We start from the raw sequence: 19,672 nt of genomic DNA on the forward strand, positions 1-19,672 counted from the left end.
TACACAGAGATTTATGACGACAACAAGCACCCTTAGTTCAAAGATTTCTAGGGCACTCCTACGATTGCAGCAACGCATTCCCCAACCACTGCGTTATTTAGGGATGCTTCAAGCATATCTGATAATTTGGGCAGCATGCGATGAAATTGCATTATTCTTTGCGACTGCACCAGAAATTTTTGTTTGGTATCCACCTGTAGGGTTAGATGTCACACTGCTTTTAGTATTTGGACTACGTTATCTTCCTGCATTATTTTTAAATACACTCGTACATGAATACCTAATTACGAGTCACGATTTAGGCTTTAATACGCTATTACTTTTCAACTTAGTCACAACATTTGGTTATGGTGGTGGCTGTGCTTTATTGCTGCGAATAATTAAAATCAACCCGCGCTTACGCACCTTGCGCGATGTGATGTGGTTTATTGTCGTCATGACAATAGTAACACCTCTAGTCGTTGGTGCATTGCAAACATTAAACATTGTTGTGCTGGGAGCAATCCCTTTATCAGGTTGGTTAACATACACATTGCACTCCTGGGCGGGAGCAGCGACAGGAATTGCAATGCTCACACCGTTTCTTGTAATCTTGCTGCGTCAGTTACCTTGGATTTGGACTTACAAAGAGCAAGAAGCACCAGCGGTAGAGCCTCCTTTAATACCTTTGACACCGAAACAACGTCCCCAGTTGCTGTTAGAAATAGCTATGCTGTCTGTTGCAATTTGGGCAGCTTACGGAGCGCAACGTGGACAAAGCCTAGATTACAGTTATTTTGTGTTCATGCCATTAATCTGGATTGCAATTCGGCATGGTTTTGAGAGAGCAGCAGCAGCAGTATTGTTTATCAATATTGGTGTCGCTATTTTTATTCAAGCAAAGCAGGGTAATTCCAATATTTTTGCTTTGCAATTTGGCATGATGGCAATTTCATTGACTGGTATTTTGTTAGGAGGCTTTGCCACACAACGGATGCAAGCAGAAACAGAACTCAATTATTCTGCTCAACGCCTAAAAATTTTACACGAACTTGACCAAGTGATTTTAGCAACGCGCTCGTTAAGTGATATTGCAGCAGCTGCAGTTGCACAGATTGCTCAGATTATACCTTGTACGCGGATCAGTCTAGCAATGTTTGATTTTGAAAAAAATGAGTTTACCCTGCTGGCTATCCGCACTAACAGCGAAACTCTTGTACCAGAGATCTGTTTACCTCTTGCAGCATTTGGCAAGCTTGAAAATTTACAACGTGGCGAGATGAATGTTGTCCAGGAAACGCTAGCGTCAGAAATGCCAACAGCAGCAGAATTATTACTAGGAAATCATGTGCGTGCATACATAAACATTCCCTTAATTGCTCAAGGAGAACTGATTGGTTCGCTTAATTTAGCGAAAGCTTCTTTGGGTAATTTTCCTACCAAGCTAAAAGAAGTTGCTGAGCAAGTAGCTAGTATCGTTGCGATCGCCATGCAACAAGCCCGACTTTCTGAGCGCATTGAACGACAAGCACTACAAGAGCGATCGCTCAATCAAATTAGTCGTACTCTTAACTCTAGTCTCGATCCGCAAGGTGTTTTATGTCAAATTGTCCAACTTACAGGAGAATACTTCGCAGTTGATCGCGTTGTCATTTTTGCTTTTACGAATAGGCAAATTCAAGTGCTCAATGAATGGCGGATGCATGAAGAAGTTGTCTCTATGCGAAATTTTACCGCACCAATTGCCGATTGGCCTGACTTACTCGATCCCGATTCTGATTTTTTTTGCCGCCATTTCTTTCATGCTCCTAATTATGCTCAGGAGCTATCAACACCAGCACGTTTACAGCAAATTGAACAAGCTCAAACTCTTTCTGTACTAAGTGTACCGATTTTTGTACGCGATCAGCTATTTGGTGGTTTATCAATACAGACAACAACTACATATCGTACTTTTACGTCTGAAGAAATTAACTTGTTACAGCGCATTGCTGAACAAGCTGCGATCGCACTTTATAATGCCCGCAGTTATGAATCTTTAGAAGAAATTGTACAGCAACGTACCCAAGAACTAGAACACGAAAAACAACTTTCAGAAGCGGCTAATCGTGCAAAAACTGAGTTTTTAAGTAATATGAGTCATGAATTACGTACGCCACTTACTGGAATATTAGGTTTTTCCAGTGTACTTATAGAACAAGTTTTTGGTACATTAAATGATAAACAAATGCAATATTTAGAACTAATTTCTGCTTCAGGAAAGCACTTATTAGAACTTATTAATGACTTGTTAGATTTAACTAAAATTGAAACAGCAAAAGAAGAACTACAATTAGAACAATTTTTTGTAGCAGAAGTTGCCGATGCCTGTATATCAATGTTGCAAGAACGCGCTCAATCACAGGGATTACAACTCAAATTACAAATTGCACCAGATGTTACTAGCTGTATTGCTGATAAACGCCGTTTAAAGCAAATTTTAGTTAATCTTTTAGCAAACGCAATTAAATTTACTGACTTCGGAACGGTAACTTTAGATATCGCCCAAACATCAACAGAAATTCAGTTTGCTGTAGTTGATACAGGTATTGGTATTTCCCAAGAAGATTTAGCCAAATTATTTCAACCTTTTCAGCAGTTAGATAGCGGCTTAGATCGTAAGTATGAAGGTACGGGTTTAGGCTTAGCTTTATCACGTAAGCTTGCACAACTTCACGGTGGCAATATCACCGTACAGTCAGAATTAGGGCGCGGTAGTTGCTTCACACTCCACTTACCGCTTCGCGAAGTTATAAGTTTTGAGTTTTGAATCCTAAAAAGTTTTGAGTTTTGGAAAGCGAAGAAAGGTGCTGGAGGCAATTATTAAAAGAATTGTCTCAACTACTCTCTTCAACTCATAACTCATAACTCAGCACTCATAACTCATAACTAGTCACTAGCCACTCTCTCTACAATGGATCTAAGGACAAATTGTGAGTGATAAACAAAAATGCTGGAGACAAAACTAGCGCAACTACAAGCATTATTTCAAGACATGGAACAGGCTTTAATTGCCTACTCTGGGGGAGTTGATAGTACCTTAGTTGCTAAGATTGCTTTTGATGTTTTAGGCGATCGCGCTTTGGCAATGACAGCGGTATCGCCATCGCTGTTACCTGAAGAGTTGGAAGATGCCAAAATCCAAGCTGTACAAATTGGTATTGCGCATCAGATTATCCAAACGCATGAAATGGATAATCCTAACTACACAGCCAACCCAGTAAACCGCTGCTACTTCTGCAAAAGTGAATTACACGACACGCTCAAACCGCTAGCACAACAAATGGGATATCCCTATATTGTGGATGGTGTGAATGCTGATGACTTGCGCGATTATCGCCCAGGAATTCAAGCTGCAAAAGAACGTGGCGTGCGATCGCCTCTAGCTGAAGTTGGCGTGACTAAAGCTGAAGTTCGTCAAATGTCGCAACAGTTAGGTTTACCGTGGTGGGATAAACCTGCACAACCCTGTTTAAGTTCGCGTTTTCCTTACGGCGAAGAAATTACTGTAGCTAAGTTGCAACGCGTAGGTAGGGCGGAAATGTATTTGCGAAGATTAGGTTTGCAAAATCTCCGCGTTCGTTCTGAGGGTGATACGGCGCGTATTGAGTTACCGCCAGAGAAGATTAAGGAATTTGTCTTAACAACCGATTTACAGACGCTAGTAGGAGCGTTTCAGGAGTTTGGCTTTGTGTATGTCACATTGGACTTGGAGGGCTATCGTAGCGGTAAGCTAAATCAAGTTTTGCCACAGGTGATGACTTCAGTATAAGTTTGAACTAAAAAGACGTAGAGGAAGTGTGAGTTTTCAATTAGAGAATGTTGTTCCTTGGGGACGATCTTTACCAGAATATATCAAGATGTTTGGTTTGACTCTTGATGATTTTAAATTAAGAATTCTTGATTGTGCTGGTGGTCCTGCAAGTTTTAATGTAGAGATGACAAAAAGGGGTTACAAGGTTGTTTCTTGTGACCCAATTTATCACTTTACTCATGCGGAAATTGCTCAACGTATTCAAGAAACTTATCCGGTGATTCTTAAGGGCGTTCAGGAAACTCGCGATCATCTAGTATGGCAAGATATTGAATCGCCAGAACAATTAGGGAAAATTAGAATGGCGGCGATGCGTCAGTTTCTTGAGGACTTCCCTACAGGAGTTGCAGCAGGGCGATACATTACGGCTGAGTTACCAAATTTACCCTTTGATTCAGGAGAATTTGATTTAGCTTTATGCGCGCATTTGTTATTTACTTATTCTGAGCAATTTTCATTAGAGTTTCATCTCCAATCAGTTCTAGAACTGTGCCGAGTAGCCAAAGAAGTTCGCATTTTCCCCCTACTTGTTAACTTCTCAAATGATATATCTCCTTGGTTAGAACCAGTAATGACTCATCTCCAAAACCAGGGTTACACAACAGAAATTAAGCAAGTTGCATACGAATTTCAAAAAGGTGGAAATCAGTTATTACGTGTTTATAAATAGTAAATTGCCTCAATGATTGAACTAATTCTCAGTTGAATAACTAAAATACTGTGGGTAATTGGTAATTATCTAGTCATTAGTCACTTCAAAGGAGTAAAAAATATGTCAATGTCTTGGGAAAAACTACGTAAAGAAGCTGATCAACTATCAGTGAGCGATCGCCTATTATTAGTAGAAGCAATGATTCGATCTTTGAGCGATGAGCTAAGAACGCGCCCAGAACCTACCGAAGGGACACTGACACATCTACGTGGAATTCTCAAAAATGATCAGCCATCACTAACTGATGAAAAAGTTGCAGCCATGCGAGAAGAACGATTAAAGGAGAAATACCTTTAATGCGGGTATTAGTAGATACTAATATTATCTTAGATTTACTTCTAGAAAGAGAACCCTTTGTTAGGGATGCTAAAGCTTTGTTTAGAGCAATAGAAACTCAATAGTTAGGGGGATATAACAGCGACAACCTTAACAGACATTTTTTACATAGTAAGAAAACAAAGAAGTAGAGAAATCGCAAAACAAGCAATATTCAGAATTTTGACAGCGATGCAAGTTTGTAGCGTCGATCGAAGTATCTTAGAAACTGCCACATCATCCCAGAAGATACCTGATTTTGAGGATGCAATTCAGCTAGCTTGTGCAACATCAGAGAATCTAGATGTTATCATCACTCGTGATACTTAAGATTTTGCTGGCAGTAATTTACCAATTTTATCAGCAGGAACACTCCTAGTACGTTTGTCTTCGCTACAGTAACGATTGGAGCATACGAGAGATTTTATTGCATGAGTCAAATTGTCTGGATTGCACGACACGGAAACCGCATTGACTTTGTTAACCCAGAGTGGTTTAATACTGCCGAAAGACGCTTCGACCCGCCGCTTTCGGATGATGGAGTGGTACAGGCTTATCAATTAGGACAACGCTTGAAATCGGAAAACATTGCCCATATCTTTGCTTCTCCATTCTTGCGTACAGTGCAAACAGCAAACCAAATCGCTGAAGCTTTAGATTTACCAATCAAATTAGAAGCGGGTTTGAGTGAATGGTTAAATCCGGCTTGGTTTCCAGAAATGCCTGAAAAATTGTCAATTGAGGCATTAACTGAACTCTATCCGCGAATTGATCTGAGTTATACTTCGCGCATTATCCCAGAATATCCTGAAACTCACGCCGAAATGCTAGTACGTGCAGGGAAAACCACAACAATTCTTGCTGATGAGTTCTTTTCAGAAGATATTCTATTAGTAGGACATGGTGCATCTGTGTTAGGTGGTGCTGTGGGGCTTGTTGGTGCAAGTGCAAAAGATCAAGTAAAAGCATCTTTGTGCAGTCTAGTCAAAGTTGTACGTCAAGATCCAGACTGGTTACTAGAATTAGCAGGAGATACATCTCATTTAAGCAAAGTTGAAGAAGTCATTCGGTTTAACTAGGAGCAAGGAGCGAGGGGCTAGGGGGTAAGATAAACCTTTTTTTGAGCTACTCTAGAATCCCTTGCTGTTTATTGAGAATGAGCGAAGGGTATCTTATGAGATTAATATTAGCAGGCGATATTGGTGGAACTAAAACGATTTTGCGCTTAGTGCAGCAGCCAGAAATAGGCGAGATCCAAACGCTGTATGAAGAACGCTACAGTAGCCGCAATTATACAGATTTAGTACCAATTGTCCGGCAGTTTCTCGCTACTGCAGCAGAGAAAACTGGTAAAGATACAACGCCACAAAAAGCGTGTTTTGCGATCGCAGGTCCCGTCGTCAACAATACTGTAAAACTGACGAATCTGGCGTGGTTTCTCGATTCACAACGTCTAGAACAAGAATTAAAAATTGCACCAATTTCGTTAATTAATGATTTTGCCGCAGTTAGCTATGGTGTTTTAGGCTTAAAGGAAGAAGATATATATACCCTGCAAGTGGGTAAACCGCAATTATTAGCCCCAGTTGCAGTCCTTGGCGCAGGGACTGGGTTAGGACAAGGATTTTTGATCAAAAAAGGAGAAGAGTTTGATGTATTCGCTTCAGAAGGCGGACACGCAGATTTTGCACCGCGATCTGAGTTAGAATTTTTGCTCTTGAAGTATCTGCTTGATAAGCATGATATTCAAAGAGTTTCGGTTGAAAGGGTTGTTTCAGGTTTAGGTATTATTGCAATCTATCAGTTTTTACGCGATCGCTCTTATGCTACAGAATCCCCTGAGATTGCTCAAATCGTGAGTACCTGGGAAAAACAAGCAGGAAGTGAAAAAAGTGTCGATCCGGCGGCGGCGATTTCAACGGCTGCATTAGAAGGGCGCGATCGCCTCAGCGAACAAACTTTACGAATGTTTGTTGAAGCCTACGGTGCAGAAGCTGGGAATCTTGCCTTAAAACTTCTGCCTTACAATGGGCTTTATGTAGCAGGTGGAATTGCGCCTAAAATCCTTCCACTCATTCAAGAAGGCAACTTTCTTCATGCTTTTACAAGTAAAGGGCGGATGCGTTCAATTTTAGAAGATGTACCAGTCTATATTGTGCTCAACCCGCAAGTTGGATTAATTGGCGCGGCTTTGTATGCAGCTAAATTGTAAACAAGATTACTGAAAAATTAAGTTTAATCGCTGCTGGGCGGCTTGTAGGGATTCAGTAGGTGAACTCTTGCGTAGTAACACAGCTTCTAGCGCCCGACCAATATTTTCTGAGACGCGACTGTATCCAGGAAAAATGGGACGCGATCGCCCATACTGTGCTTGATCTAGAAAGACTTGCACCGCTGGCTGTTCTGTCGCAAACGCTTTGTATTGCTCATTTTCTCGCGCTTTGAGATTCACGGGTAAGTAACCTGTACCAATCGCCCATTGAGTTTGAAATTGTTCGCTTAAGACAAATTCGGTAAACTGAAGTGCGGCTTGTTCGCGTTGTGGTGTGGATTTGAATACAAATAAATTTTCGCCCCCAATTCCAGTAGCGCGACGCTGATCAACTGGAAGAGGAAACACGCCAAAATCGACACCAGTACTTGTGAGTTGTCCCAGTGTCCAAGGTCCTGTCAGCTGCATTGCGACTCTACCAGCCAGAAAATCATCAATTTCAAAACCGCGTTCGGGTAACGACAACACGGCGGAACCATCAGCGATGAGATTTTGCCAGAATTGTAACGCAGCGATCGCACCTTGATTATTAGCTAAATCGACGGCTGCGGCTTGTTGAGTATCCGCGACTAACTCGCCACCTGCACTCCACATAAACGGTAGCCACAAAAATACCGCAAATTCGCCTTTACCTAAAGGTAAAAATATCCCGTGTTGATCGATCCGCTTGTCACCATCGGTATCGCGAGTTAACTGACGCGCAATTTGGCGCAATTCTTCCCAAGTTTTGGGTAATGTTGTAATTCCCGCAGCTTGAAATAAACCAGGACGATAAAATACTCCTGTATTATTTGTCCCAAAAGGAACTGACCAAATGTGTCCTTGATACTCCATTGATTCAAATAATGCTGGATCGAGTTGATTTTTGACGGGTAATGCTGTTAGCCACTCTTCGAGAGGGCGAATCGCATCAAGTTCTACAAGTTGACCTGTTAATGTGGCGTTGAACCATAATAAATCTGGTGGTGCATTGCCGACTACTGCTGCCAAAATTTTGGGTAATTGCTGTTCGGCTTGTCCAATGTAAAGTGATTCTACTTGAATATTTGGATGTTCTTGATTAAATTGATCGACTAATTTTTGTAGCACGTCTCGATTGGATGGCGGATTAACACCATGCCAAAATGTTATTCTAGTGATACTGGTTGCTTGTGTATTTGATATCGGTTGACATCCCAGTAATGATAACGTCAATACAATGATTAGAGTTAGGATGAACGCTATTTGAGAAAAGTGTTTAAATACATTTTGATTTTTTTGTATCATCATTTTTTGAGGACAAAACGTTAGTATAGTCATTGTATTGGAAGTTTAAGACTTTTTTAAAACGAACTACAGAAAAGGACACTTTCGTGCGGAAATTTTCTCCGTTGTAGAATCCTACGTTAGAGTTTCCGTAGTATAGAAAACACGGAAAAAAGAGAGTAACAGGAATTTTAAAAACCAAGAAAGTTACTATTTATCCTAAGGTCAATATTGCTTCATGTTTAAAAGGTTTTGGTCATTTGTTTTTCTTTTCATCTGCGGAATCATTATATTTACTGGGTGTATTGCAAGGCAAGATAGCAACAATAAGTTTGTTACTGTAACTCTTAGTGGATGGAGTAATTTACAAGAGAAACAGCTTTTACAACAAGTATTAAATGAGTTTGAATCTTTGCATCCTCAGATTAAGGTTAAATATGATGCGATCGCTGATGAATATATGGATGTATTGAAAACTCGTTTGATTGGCGATACTGCAGCAGATGTTTTTTATCTTGATGCTTTAGAAGCACCTGGACTTATTGAACCTGGTGTATTAGAACCATTAGATAGTTATGTGAAACCGGAATTTGATATTGCCGACTTTCAACCTTCACTTCTTGCTGCTTTTCAACAAAATGGCAAAACTTATGGCTTTCCTAAAGACTTTTCTACACTTGTTTTGTTTTACAATAAGCAAGCCTTTGCTGAAGCTGGTTTATCACAACCACCGCAAACTTGGAAAGAATTGAGAGAGTATGCTAAAAAACTAACTGTCGATCGCAATAACAATGCTGGAATTGACCGCTATGGTTTCGGAATTACGCCAGAACTAGCACGACAGTATTTTGTCATTAAAGCTTTTGGTGGTCAGTTAACTAATACGTCAGAACAGGCTGTATTTGCTTCACCAGAAAGTTTACAAGGTTTACAATTAATCGTCGATCAGTATCGACAAGATCAATCATCTGCTCAACCTTCTGATGCTGGTACAACGTCAGGAGGCGAAATATTTGGTCAAGGTAAAGCTGCAATGGTTATTGAAGGACCGTGGTTGATTCCTTATTTAGATGACACGTTTCCAGAGCTTGAATATGCAACAGCAGAGGTACCAACAATTGCTGGAAGAAAAGGCACGATGGCTTATACTGTTGCTTATGTAATGAATAAGAAATCACAGCATAAACAAGAAGCATGGCAATTACTGGCTTATTTAACAGGAAAAGAGGGAATGAAAGCTTGGACAAGTACAGGAGTTGCATTACCAACTCGTAAATCTGTTACGCAAGAACTTGGTTACGATCGCAAGCCATTATATGCACCGTTTATTGCAGGTGCAAACTATGCAACTGTATGGCAAGCTGGTAAAAATTTACCAACGATTTTGAATAATTTTAACAATCAATTTATTAGTGCAATGTTAGGCGAACAAACCCTCGCAGTTGCTATGCAACAAGCTCAAGATACTGCAAATCGAGAAATTGAATTGATGCAGTAGATTAGAAGATATTTCAATTACAAGTTTCATATTATTATAACAAAATAGGTAAAATTTTATGTACATTTATAGCATTTTTTAATAATACCTATTACCAAACTCAGTTGCATTTCCTGACGACAATAATGTTTCTCAAAATATAAAATTTCCAATGGGTATTTTTATCATTGGCTCAACGATAAGCTAGGATCTATATCTATCCTCATGTGCGTTGATCACTCATGAATCGTTCTCATCGATTAGCAGAAGATAAATTGCCTATCACCAGGGAGGAACATTCCCATAGCCACGACAATCATAGCGTAGGCGATCGCCTTGGGGATTCGTCAGTGCATCCCCACGTCCACAGCGAGGAATCACTCAGAAGCATTGTGAATCGCTTGTCACGTATTGAAGGACACATTCGTGGTGTTAAAACCATGGTGCAGGAAAGTCGCCCGTGTCCAGAGGTACTAGTACAAATCGCTGCAGTACGGGGTGCCTTAGATCGAGTCGCCAGAATGATTTTAGACGCACATCTTAGTGAGTGTATTACAAGAGCTGCTCAAGAAGGAAACATCGAAGTAGAAATGGCAGAGTTAAAAGCTGCCTTAGATAGATTTTTGCCCTAATCAAAATTAAACTCAAAAGCAGCTGCCAGTTAACAAGGAGTAGTGTTAGAGTTTCTGGAAATCAGGCGTGACTTCCGAAAACAATTATGTTGCAGCGTTGGAAAAACCGAGTCCCTTTGGCTGCTGGTGCAGGATTATGTACCATGCTTGTTGGGGTAGCACTATTAGCCGCGAATAGTGATTGGTTGCAGTTGCCACAAGACAATGCACTGCAAATGAGTTTAGATCATCCAAAATCGTCGGTTCTTCCATTAGTGTCACTGTCACCTGCAGCACGAATGGTACAACTAAATGCGATCGCACAGTTACCGCCATCTCAAGATCGCGATCGCGCCCGCTATGTGTTAGCAAGTGACTATCTGCAAAATCAGCAAGCTGAAAGTGCCTTGCAACTACTCGATGGGTTGGAACAAAGTTATTCTGTATTAGCCGCACCGATCATTTACAAACGCGCACAAGCTTACGAAGTTCTCGGTAACACGGCAAACGCACAAGCAACATATCAAGAATTACTGCAGCGATTTCCCTCGCATCCGGTTACAGTCGAAGCATTGTATATCTTGGGAAAAACAACACCGCAATATTGGCAAAGGGCGATCGCGCAATTTCCCTCACATCCCCGCACGATTGAAATCACGCGTTCATTACTGCAACAAAATCCAAATCAACCGCAGTTAATGCTGCTACTGGCAAAACACGCTTACGAACAGCCAGGAGTTGTTTCAGTGTTAGATCAACTCATAAATAAATACTCAGGACAATTACAGCCGCAAGATTGGGAAGCGATCGCCAGTGCCTATTGGGAAAACCAAGTTTACTCGAAAGCAGCAACAGCTTATCGACAAGCACCGCGTACAGCGTTGAATGTCTATCGCATTGGTCGAAGTCTTCAACTGAGTAACAAACGTACTGAGGCGATCGCTGCTTATCAACAACTGCTGCGCGAGTTTTCGACTGCGCCAGAAAGTAGTACAGCTTTATTAAATTTGGTACAAATTACCCAAGATACAAAAGAAGCTTTACTATATGTCGATCAGATTGTCAAGCAATTTCCTCAACAAGCAGGGGCAGCTTTAGCTCAAAAAGCGACGATTCTCGACAACTTAGGCAATAAAACATCTGCTGCGCAAACGCGACAACTATTGTTAGAAAAATATGGTAGTTCAGATGCTGCTGTTGAGTACCGCTGGAAAATTGCACTGCAAAAAGCTGCAAATAAAGATTACCAAGGAGCATGGCAATGGGCGCAACCGATTCCTGCAAGTAACCCAAAAAATATTTTGGCTCCTCGTGCTGGATTTTGGATCGGTAAATGGGCGCTGCAATTAGAAAGACAACAAGAAGCGAAAGCTGCGTTTGAATATGTATTAAGTCAATTTCCCCAATCGTATTATGCTTGGCGATCGGCAACCATGCTGGGGTTAGAAGTTGGTAACTTTAACACTGTCCGCCAACTCAATTTTGAGATTACACCACCACAACGTGCTGTGCTTCCAGCCGGATCGGATACCTTAAAAGAACTCTATCAATTAGGGCAAGATACTGATGCTTGGGCGTTGTGGCGCACGGAATTTCAGAACGATCGCCAACCCACTGTATCTGAACAATTTACTGATGGATTGCTGCGAACTGCGATTGGTCAACATTTGAAAGGAATCAATTTGGTTTCGACTTTAGAAGATCGCGAATTGCCTCAAGATCAAACAGAGTATCAAGTACTGCGACAAGAGTTAACTTATTGGCAAGCACGTTATCCATTTCCCTTCTTTGAGGAAATTACAACTTGGTCGCAAAAGCGTCAACTCAATCCATTCTTGGTGACAGCACTCATTCGCCAAGAGTCGCGTTTTGAGCCAAAAATTCGTTCTGTTGCGGGTGCTGTAGGTTTAATGCAAGTGATGCCGACTACAGGAGAATGGATTGCGCAGAAGATTGATTTGAAGGAGTACAACAAAGAAAATCCCCAAGACAATATGCGCTTGGGTACGTGGTATTTAGATCACACACACGAACAATATGACAATAATTCAATGTTGGCGATCGCCAGTTACAACGCCGGTCCAGGAAATGTTTCTAAATGGTTAAGAACTCTAAATACCAGAGATCCTGATGAATTTGTTGAAGCTATTCCTTTTGAAGAAACTCGAGGCTACGTTAGACAGGTATTTGGTAATTACTGGAATTATCTGCGATTATATAATCCAGAAATCTCTCAATTGGTTACAAAATACTCTGCGCGTCAACAGTCTTCTTTACCGCAACCACCACAATAAACTGATTACAGTGATATACTTCCTGTCATCACAGTTTCCCCAGCAGGATAAAAAAGTCTTTGTGATGGTTCGACAGTAATCGCAACAGCAGAAGAGTCTGACATTGATGGGCATATTTAATTCCAGGACTTACGCAAGATTATGAAAAAACGAACCACATTCCCCGCAGGGGTTGCCGTTAGCGTAGCGAAGGCGCTAGGCTAGGACACGAAGGAATAGGCGTTTCAGAGAGATTTTGCGTCTATAATTCTTCATTTTGGCTTCAATAGCGATCCGAAACCAACCTGAAAAAGGATATGGTTAAATTCAATCAAAATTTTGTTATTTTCGATTCCTATCTGCAAAATCAAGCCTTAAGCTAGAAATCTAAACTTAATTGACGAGAGCCAAACTGCACTTTATTACTATGGCTGTACATCTGGATGTGGTTCTAGTTGCGGTGGTACTTTAGTTGAAAGTTAGTAATCGTAGACTTGTGATTTTAACAAAAACACCTCAAAGAATTTCAATTATCATTCCGGTTCTTAATGAGGTGGGAATGATTCAAAAAATACTAACAAGTACCCAATCAAGTACCAATGTAGAAGTGATTGTTGTTGATGGTGGTTCTATCGACGGTACGCTTGAGTTCGTTCAGTCGTTGGGTATTCAAGTATTATCAGCCCCTAAAGGTCGTGCTTGTCAAATGAATATGGGTGCTACCGCAGCAACAGGTGACATTCTGTTATTTTTGCATAGTGATACCCGTTTACCTCCTCATTTTGACATGATGATTCGTGCTGCACTAAATCCATTACAGAGTTGTAGAAAAATTCCTATTGCAGGTGCGTTTGCATTACAAATTGATGCACCTTTGAGAAGTCTGCGGTTAATTGAGCGGGGTGTAAGTTTGCGATCGCACTTTTTACAAATGCCTTATGGCGATCAAGCCATTTTTCTCAAAGCCGAAATTTTTCACCAGTTTGGTGGCTTTCCAAAGTTACCAATTATGGAAGATTTTGAACTGATACGTCGGTTAAAATGCAGAGGATATATTGCAATTATTCCTGTACCTGTAGTCACCTCAGCACGTCGGTGGTTGAAACAAGGAGTTTTGAAAACAACACTGATTAATCAAATTGTGACTCTTGGATATTTACTTGGGATTTCACCTCAAAAACTTGTTTTCTGGTATTACCATCAATCGCAATTATCTCTACGTCAGTTGTTTAAGTCAGTTCCTAAACTGATATCAAGTATCAATTTTCTCAAACAGTAAATTATGAGAAACACTGTAATAATTGCCAACACAACAGTAATAGTTATTGTGCATTCATGCTGCTTTTCTAAGAATTAGTCTCTTTATTTCAATCGTCACATTTGAGTAAATCCATTTTGACATTGGCTTCGTATCATTTATGAATCTTTAGACGCCAGATGACTTGGAAACTACACAAACAAGTTATTGATGCTTGTTGCTAAAAAAGGAATCGCTGTTAATTGTTTTGAGCGATTAAAAGAGGAAAACTCAAGTAGATTTTCAACTACTAGCAGCAGCTTATCATGCACAAAACCAAACCCACGGTCAAATGCCTGGTGAAATGGGCAAAGTAACCTTCACTCACCTTACAAGCAATTTTCCTAAACCAAATTAAGTTGCAAGTTAGTAGCGCTTAGGCGATCGCTTCTTCACAATCGGGAAAACATGACTCAATTCAACCGCTGATACCATTTCAGGCTCATACTGATCCTCATCAGGAGTTTAGTTGCCATCGAGCGCGATCGCAGTTAAACAATTTAATCTACAAGAACTTTTGTAGACATCGTCAATTGCGGTCATATGCAGTGGGTAATGCGAATTATTGAGGTAATGGCTACAGTGACCATAACAGTTTACATGATGCACTTTGCTAAAAAAGCTCTCAACCAAAGTATTTCAGAGGCAAATAATCCACAATGAAACTAACCACCACTAAAATCATGAAAAATAGTCGTCTTAGATTAAATAGGCTATTTCGATTAACTATCTTGACACTGGCTACCTTTGGCATTGCCCTTGTTACTGCCAATTCAGCTTTGGCACAAAACGCCAATGGAGTTACGTTTAATCCTCAAGGATGGTTGCAAAATGCCTTGGAGTGGATTGATAGTCTTGGTACAGTTGGCGCGATCGCATTTATCCTTCTCTACATCGTTGCAACTGTCGCTTTTTTACCAGGTTCGATTCTTACGCTTGGTGCTGGTGTTGTTTTTGGTGTCTTTTTAGGTTCATTCTACGTTTTTATTGGTGCAACGTTAGGAGCGACAGCGGCTTTTCTCGTCGGGCGTTATTTAGCACGGGGATGGGTTGCTAATAAAATTGAGGGTAACAAAAAATTTCGGGCGATTGACCAAGCTGTTGGCAGAGAAGGACTCAAAATTGTTCTCTTAACGCGACTTTCTCCGATCTTTCCCTTTAATTTGTTGAATTACACTTATGGCGTCACAGGAGTTTCTTTAAAGGACTACTTTATCGGTTCAGTAGGAATGATTCCTGGCACAATTATGTACGTTTATATCGGTTCTTTAGCTGGGAATATTGCCACAATTGGCACTGAAGCTCAACCTGATAATCTTGCTGTGCAATGGACGATTCGGATCTTAGGATTTATCGCTACAGTAGCCGTCACGCTGTATGTAACTAAATTAGCTCGTAGGGCTTTAGAAGAGCAAGTTTTGGAGCCTACACACCAGGAAACTGAAGTGAATTTAAATGAGTCAAAATGTTGAGTTGCACATGACTTGAACTAAAAGTTGCTTGAGCTTCATGACAGGTAAGTTTTTACGGATTAGCTGCCCAAAGGATAGAAACATCGTACTGGTTAAATGTTGAGTCGGCACTCACAAGCATCATATCTTCTATCTGAGTTTGTGCGATCAGCATTCTATTGAAAGGATCTCGATGATGTAGAGGCAACACATACTTGCTCGTAAAGCATCCAGTGCTGTAATTCCTAGCGGTCGCACTCCCAATTGCACTATACAATCTGAGATGTAGCTATCTATCGGTTCCGGTAAGGGTAACTTTCCAAGTGCAACTTTGATGCTTATCTCTCAAATACTGGCAACAGAGAACCACAATTCATTAGTTTCATCAGCAATGTGAGCGATCGCAGTTTCATTCAAACGTTCTGGTTGGGCAAACCACCACAACCAGCACTGTGTATCTAGCAATCTCACGCCTCAGTTCCCTCGAAGGCTGCCAAAATTTCTTCTGGTATGGATGTTTACAGTTTTCATGCTTCTAAAAACTAAGTCTATTTTAATTGAGCTAGTAAGGTTAGAGCAAGTTTATGACTTAGCTATTTAGGTCAAAACTTATTCACTTAAGCAATTAGGAGTTAGCCATGTCATCAGCCTTTCAAAAAGTTACTATTCCACCGATGGATGAATATGACAACAAGTTGATTTCTTCCGTTCATCCGCCTAATTGGTTTATTCTGCAACAAGCGCGATCGCTAAGATCTCGTTGTCATTGGTAATGTCGATCGTGCGATCGCTGATGGGAAAAAATCAGGTTTTGTCAAAATTCATCATAAAACAGTTCTGATGGAATTCTCGGAGCGACAATTTTAGCTCATTATGCTGGAGAGATGATTAGTAAAGTGACGACTGCAATTGTAAATAAGGTTGGTTTAAATGGTTTATCGAGTGTGATTCATCCTTATCCTACACAAGCTGAAGCAAGTTAAAAAGCCGTAGATGCTTATCGTCGTACGCTCTTAACACCAACATCGCAAAAATTCTTAGGTTTACTCACAAAATGTTAATTACCTTTGCCAAAATGGCTGATGGACATATTTAACATTAGTTAGACATGAAGAACAAGAATTACCAGGCAATATTCGAGTATTTGTGTCGCTATGCCTCCCAGAGAGTAGCTTCTTCTAGTACGCTTATAGGATGACTTTACTCATAAACTGGTAAAATACCTCTACGTAGGTTATTTTGAGTTTCTCTTTCAAGTGCCATAGGGAAAACTTAAACAGCTTTAACTGCCATTTCCTCACTTTCTGTACCTAAGTATGAACTTTTAGCGCAACTCCATAAGACCAAAGCATGAGACTGTGTCAAGTTATTCATCGCTTTGTTAAGTAATTTGTAACTCTTGTATCGTGTTGTGTGTTCTTTTCCGCAATAGCGGATCGATTCGCTATTCTCTTAAAAGTAAAGGAAATCTTAATTTTTCAGCAGAGGTCTTATGACTCCCACAGTCCTGCGTCAGCTTTGGTCTGTAGTTGAAACAACTCAGTCACACACTTTGTTAAGACTTGACGATGCACACTTAATCCAATGGTTACTCAAGCAAACAAAGATGAAAACGTCGCTGAATCAAAATGAACTCGATGTTCTCAGCGACTATATTCGTTCGCGACTCAACTTAATTCGCGATTTAGCAGAAAATCGACAACCTTCTTGACAAAAGCTTAAGGCTCAGATGACGGTTCAAGCGGAGGAAACGTAGCGGGTGTGGGTTCCGTTTGACTCGAAGATGCAAAGGTGCGAGAAACTAAGGCATAACCCAGATAAGCAGGTAAAGTCATCGCCACTAAGACAGCGATCGCAGCAACCCAATTCCACGGTTGCCATGAAGAACCGTAATGGCTGCGATAAGGTTCGTGCTTGAGATATTCTGATTTAATAATTTCCCGTAAAGCAATTGGTCGCTTAAATCTAACACGGCGATCGTCAAGTTTTTCTAACAAAATCCAGCCTGATTCAGCTTCTTCTTGACACAACTTTTGCAGAACTTGTGAATTGCGGAATACGTTGCGGTTAGCACGGACAATTTTAAATTCCCAGCCGACTAGACGAGGATCTTTAAGTTGTTTAGTAGCACCATTTGGCAGTGGCTCTACTATTGTATTTTCTCTAGTTTCGTACTGCGTCAAGATTTCCTCCTCCTCCTCTTGATTAGCTCTTAAATATTGTTGCCAGTGCATCCAGCCACCAAGTGTCACAGCCTGCAAACCCAAACTACCGACAAACAAACTGTAAAGTACAATTTCGAGCATATTGAATGTCTATTATTGCAATTAAGGGGAAGATTTCTGCATCAAAAAGTTACTTTTCTTGAGGTAAATAACCTTCAACCAAGCAGTCTGAATCTATAGTTTGCCAGCGCACTCGTTCGAGAGCAAGTGCTTGAGCCATATTTGTCAAGCCCAAGTCACCAATAGGTATGGTGCGTTGCTACCACCGACAATTTTAGGCGCAATGAACGCCAGGATTTTTTGTACCATGCCTTCAGCGATCGCTTGTGCAGCCAATGTTCCGCCACATTCCCACAATACTGATGAAAAACCTCGCTCGTACAAGTGTGCCATTGCCTGAGTTGGTGTGAGTGATGGCAATTCTATCACCTCAACATTTTTTTGCCATAGTAGCTGTTGAAAATCGGGATTTGCGCCTTTTTGCGTCAACACCAACGTGGGAAATTCTGTAGTTTGCCATAAATAAGCTTCAGTCGGTAAATCAAGAGTGCGGCTCATCACAACTCGTAAAGGGTTATGTGCTTCTGCCTGACGACTAGTTAACCGAGGATTATCTTTTCGTACTGTATTCCCGCCTACAATTACCGCATCACACGCTGCTCGGAGCTGATGAACTAAGTTTCGGGCACTTTGGTTACTAATCCAAGCACTATGACCGCTACTTGTTGCAATTTTGCCATCCAGCGTCATAGCATACTTTAAAATACCAAACGGTCGTTGATAGAGAATGCGATGCACAAAACCTTCATTGAGTTGACGGCAATCTTCTTCTTCCACACCGACAACAACTTCTATCCCAGCATTGCGTAACCGCATAACTCCACCTCCAGCCACAAGCGGGTTTGGATCGACCATTCCAACCACCACTTTTGCCACTCCTGCTGCAATTAAAGCCTCAGAACATGGGGGAGTACGGCCATAGTGATTGCAAGGCTCTAGATTGACATATACAGTAGCACCACAAGCGCGATCGCCTGCATCTCGTAGAGCAAAAACTTCAGCATGAGGTTGACCTGCACCTGGATGAAATCCTTCACCAACAACTTCTCCTGCTTGAACAATCACAGAACCGACCAACGGATTTGGTGCAGTGCGTCCTAAAGCACGACGCGCTAGTTGCAAACACCGCTGCATCATCACTCGATCGAAATCGGTGATAGCAGTTCCCTCTGGTTGTAAATCTGCTTGGGAGAATGATTTCACCTGTAAGTTATTTTCCTCTTGAATAGTGCTTGCAGTAATTTCATTAAATCGGGCGAGAAAGTATTCAGGATTCTGGGCTTATATTATAAAAAATCAGCAATGCTCTCAATCAATCTTTCATTTTTGTCCACCAACGATTTAGGGGGTAGTATACCACTGGTGCCCATAGGCTACTCACAATCGCAGAAGCTAAGGCAACACGCTGGTAGTATGTCCAGATTTTGCCAAAATGACTGACTGTCGCAGTGTATTTTCCTGCGATCGCCGCACTCCAGATGCTAAATTGAGCTGCGATCATTATTTCAGTGAATGCTGCCATCACAAAGACAATCAAAGCAACCGAAATAAAGTCTTCCTGAAGATAGCGCTGCTTATGTAAGCGAGCTGTCACAATTCCTACTAAAGCCAAACTCAGAGCATGTGAGGGAACAGGTGCTGTCATACCATCTTGCAGTAAACCAACAATAACTCCGGCGATCGCTCCCTGAACAGCTGTACGCTTAATGCTCCAAGCAACAACCCAGATTAATAGCCAATTAGGAGCAATCCCCGCTAATTCCATTCCAGGTAAGCGCATTGGTGATAGCAGTAAGCACAACAAAACTGAACCAACAGTTACAAGCCAATTGATCGCCTGACGTTTGTACAAATGCCTTAGAGAAATACGGTTCAAGATTTTGATATCTCCTTGTGGCAGAT

18 protein-coding genes and 3 pseudogenes are annotated in these 19,672 nt (G+C 41.0%); 16 read left to right on the forward strand and 5 right to left on the reverse strand.

Annotated elements, in window-relative coordinates:
- Window positions 1-13 precede the first annotated feature (13 nt).
- The 8 genes from CSQ79_RS22295 (at window position 14) to CSQ79_RS22325 (ending at window position 7,071) form a co-directional block, all read left to right on the forward strand.
- Complete coding sequence (locus tag CSQ79_RS22295; RefSeq protein WP_099703326.1) at window positions 14-2,788, forward strand: ATP-binding protein; 2,775 nt, start codon at window positions 14-16, stop codon at window positions 2,786-2,788.
- A 180-nt stretch (window positions 2,789-2,968) separates the two neighbouring features.
- A complete protein-coding gene (gene larE / locus CSQ79_RS22300; RefSeq protein WP_099703327.1) occupies window positions 2,969-3,790 on the forward strand; it encodes an ATP-dependent sacrificial sulfur transferase LarE in 822 nt (273 codons plus the stop codon).
- A gap of 28 nt (window positions 3,791-3,818) precedes the next feature.
- Window positions 3,819-4,502 carry a class I SAM-dependent methyltransferase gene (locus CSQ79_RS22305; RefSeq protein WP_099703328.1) on the forward strand — a complete coding sequence of 228 codons (684 nt, stop codon included), beginning with the start codon at window positions 3,819-3,821 and terminating at the stop codon, window positions 4,500-4,502.
- A gap of 102 nt (window positions 4,503-4,604) precedes the next feature.
- Window positions 4,605-4,841, forward strand: coding sequence for a hypothetical protein (locus tag CSQ79_RS22310; protein WP_289501433.1), 237 nt, complete (start codon window positions 4,605-4,607; stop codon window positions 4,839-4,841).
- Window positions 4,841-4,945 carry a PIN domain-containing protein gene (locus tag CSQ79_RS28695; RefSeq protein WP_354000925.1) on the forward strand — a complete coding sequence of 35 codons (105 nt, stop codon included), beginning with the start codon at window positions 4,841-4,843 and terminating at the stop codon, window positions 4,943-4,945. The genes CSQ79_RS22310 and CSQ79_RS28695 overlap by 1 nt, the downstream gene beginning before the upstream one ends.
- A gap of 70 nt (window positions 4,946-5,015) precedes the next feature.
- The gene (locus tag CSQ79_RS28350) at window positions 5,016-5,189 is read left to right on the forward strand and encodes a PIN domain-containing protein (protein WP_354000926.1); all 174 of its coding nucleotides are present in this window, start codon (window positions 5,016-5,018) and stop codon (window positions 5,187-5,189) included.
- Window positions 5,190-5,290: 101 nt separating this feature from the next.
- Window positions 5,291-5,938, forward strand: coding sequence for a histidine phosphatase family protein (locus CSQ79_RS22320; protein WP_099703330.1), 648 nt, complete (start codon window positions 5,291-5,293; stop codon window positions 5,936-5,938).
- 95 nt (window positions 5,939-6,033) lie between these two features.
- On the forward strand, window positions 6,034-7,071 hold the full coding sequence (locus CSQ79_RS22325) for a glucokinase (protein WP_099703427.1): 1,038 nt from the start codon (window positions 6,034-6,036) through the stop codon (window positions 7,069-7,071).
- 6 nt (window positions 7,072-7,077) lie between these two features.
- Here CSQ79_RS22325 and CSQ79_RS22330 read toward each other — a convergent pair whose 3' ends face one another.
- Window positions 7,078-8,397, reverse strand: a complete 1,320-nt coding sequence (locus CSQ79_RS22330) for an ABC transporter substrate-binding protein (RefSeq protein WP_099703331.1) — start codon at window positions 8,395-8,397, stop codon at window positions 7,078-7,080.
- A gap of 217 nt (window positions 8,398-8,614) precedes the next feature.
- Here CSQ79_RS22330 and CSQ79_RS22335 point away from each other — a divergent pair, with 217 nt between their 5' ends.
- The 5 genes from CSQ79_RS22335 (at window position 8,615) to CSQ79_RS22355 (ending at window position 15,506) form a co-directional block, all read left to right on the forward strand.
- Window positions 8,615-9,874, forward strand: a complete 1,260-nt coding sequence (locus tag CSQ79_RS22335; protein ID WP_099703332.1) for an ABC transporter substrate-binding protein — start codon at window positions 8,615-8,617, stop codon at window positions 9,872-9,874.
- Window positions 9,875-10,095: 221 nt separating this feature from the next.
- Complete coding sequence (locus CSQ79_RS22340) at window positions 10,096-10,485, forward strand: metal-sensing transcriptional repressor (protein WP_099703333.1); 390 nt, start codon at window positions 10,096-10,098, stop codon at window positions 10,483-10,485.
- Window positions 10,486-10,571: 86 nt separating this feature from the next.
- Window positions 10,572-12,758, forward strand: coding sequence for a lytic transglycosylase domain-containing protein (locus tag CSQ79_RS22345; protein ID WP_099703334.1), 2,187 nt, complete (start codon window positions 10,572-10,574; stop codon window positions 12,756-12,758).
- A 475-nt stretch (window positions 12,759-13,233) separates the two neighbouring features.
- Complete coding sequence (locus tag CSQ79_RS22350) at window positions 13,234-14,016, forward strand: TIGR04283 family arsenosugar biosynthesis glycosyltransferase (protein WP_289501436.1); 783 nt, start codon at window positions 13,234-13,236, stop codon at window positions 14,014-14,016.
- 701 nt (window positions 14,017-14,717) lie between these two features.
- Entirely contained in the window at window positions 14,718-15,506 is a 789-nt protein-coding gene (locus CSQ79_RS22355) for a TVP38/TMEM64 family protein (RefSeq protein WP_289501437.1), read from the forward strand.
- Between the two features lie 52 nt (window positions 15,507-15,558).
- Here the strand turns inward: CSQ79_RS22355 and CSQ79_RS29040 are convergent.
- Window positions 15,559-15,956 (reverse strand): annotated as a pseudogene (locus tag CSQ79_RS29040) (type II toxin-antitoxin system VapC family toxin).
- Between the two features lie 167 nt (window positions 15,957-16,123).
- Here CSQ79_RS29040 and CSQ79_RS28365 point away from each other — a divergent pair.
- The 3 genes and pseudogenes from CSQ79_RS28365 to CSQ79_RS22370 all read left to right on the forward strand — a co-directional run bounded on the left by CSQ79_RS28365 (window position 16,124) and on the right by CSQ79_RS22370 (window position 17,196).
- Entirely contained in the window at window positions 16,124-16,258 is a 135-nt protein-coding gene (locus tag CSQ79_RS28365; protein ID WP_289501440.1) for a hypothetical protein, read from the forward strand.
- Window positions 16,257-16,546, forward strand: a pseudogene (locus tag CSQ79_RS28700) (oxidoreductase dimerization domain-containing protein); the annotation flags it as partial. The gene CSQ79_RS28365 and the pseudogene CSQ79_RS28700, both read left to right, overlap by 2 nt.
- A gap of 431 nt (window positions 16,547-16,977) precedes the next feature.
- On the forward strand, window positions 16,978-17,196 hold the full coding sequence (locus CSQ79_RS22370) for a hypothetical protein (RefSeq protein WP_099703336.1): 219 nt from the start codon (window positions 16,978-16,980) through the stop codon (window positions 17,194-17,196).
- Between the two features lie 7 nt (window positions 17,197-17,203).
- Here the strand turns inward: CSQ79_RS22370 and CSQ79_RS22375 are convergent, their stop codons facing one another.
- From CSQ79_RS22375 to mreD, 3 genes and pseudogenes are all read right to left on the reverse strand, one after another.
- Window positions 17,204-17,791, reverse strand: coding sequence for a hypothetical protein (locus CSQ79_RS22375; protein WP_099703337.1), 588 nt, complete (start codon window positions 17,789-17,791; stop codon window positions 17,204-17,206).
- Between the two features lie 49 nt (window positions 17,792-17,840).
- Window positions 17,841-18,907 (reverse strand): annotated as a pseudogene (gene ribD / locus CSQ79_RS22380) (bifunctional diaminohydroxyphosphoribosylaminopyrimidine deaminase/5-amino-6-(5-phosphoribosylamino)uracil reductase RibD).
- A gap of 175 nt (window positions 18,908-19,082) precedes the next feature.
- Window positions 19,083-19,646, reverse strand: a complete 564-nt coding sequence (mreD, locus tag CSQ79_RS22385) for a rod shape-determining protein MreD (protein ID WP_099703429.1) — start codon at window positions 19,644-19,646, stop codon at window positions 19,083-19,085.
- Window positions 19,647-19,672 lie beyond the last annotated feature (26 nt).

It is taken from the genome of Gloeocapsopsis sp. IPPAS B-1203 (assembly GCF_002749975.1).
Classification (GTDB): Bacteria; Cyanobacteriota; Cyanobacteriia; order Cyanobacteriales; family Chroococcidiopsidaceae; genus Gloeocapsopsis.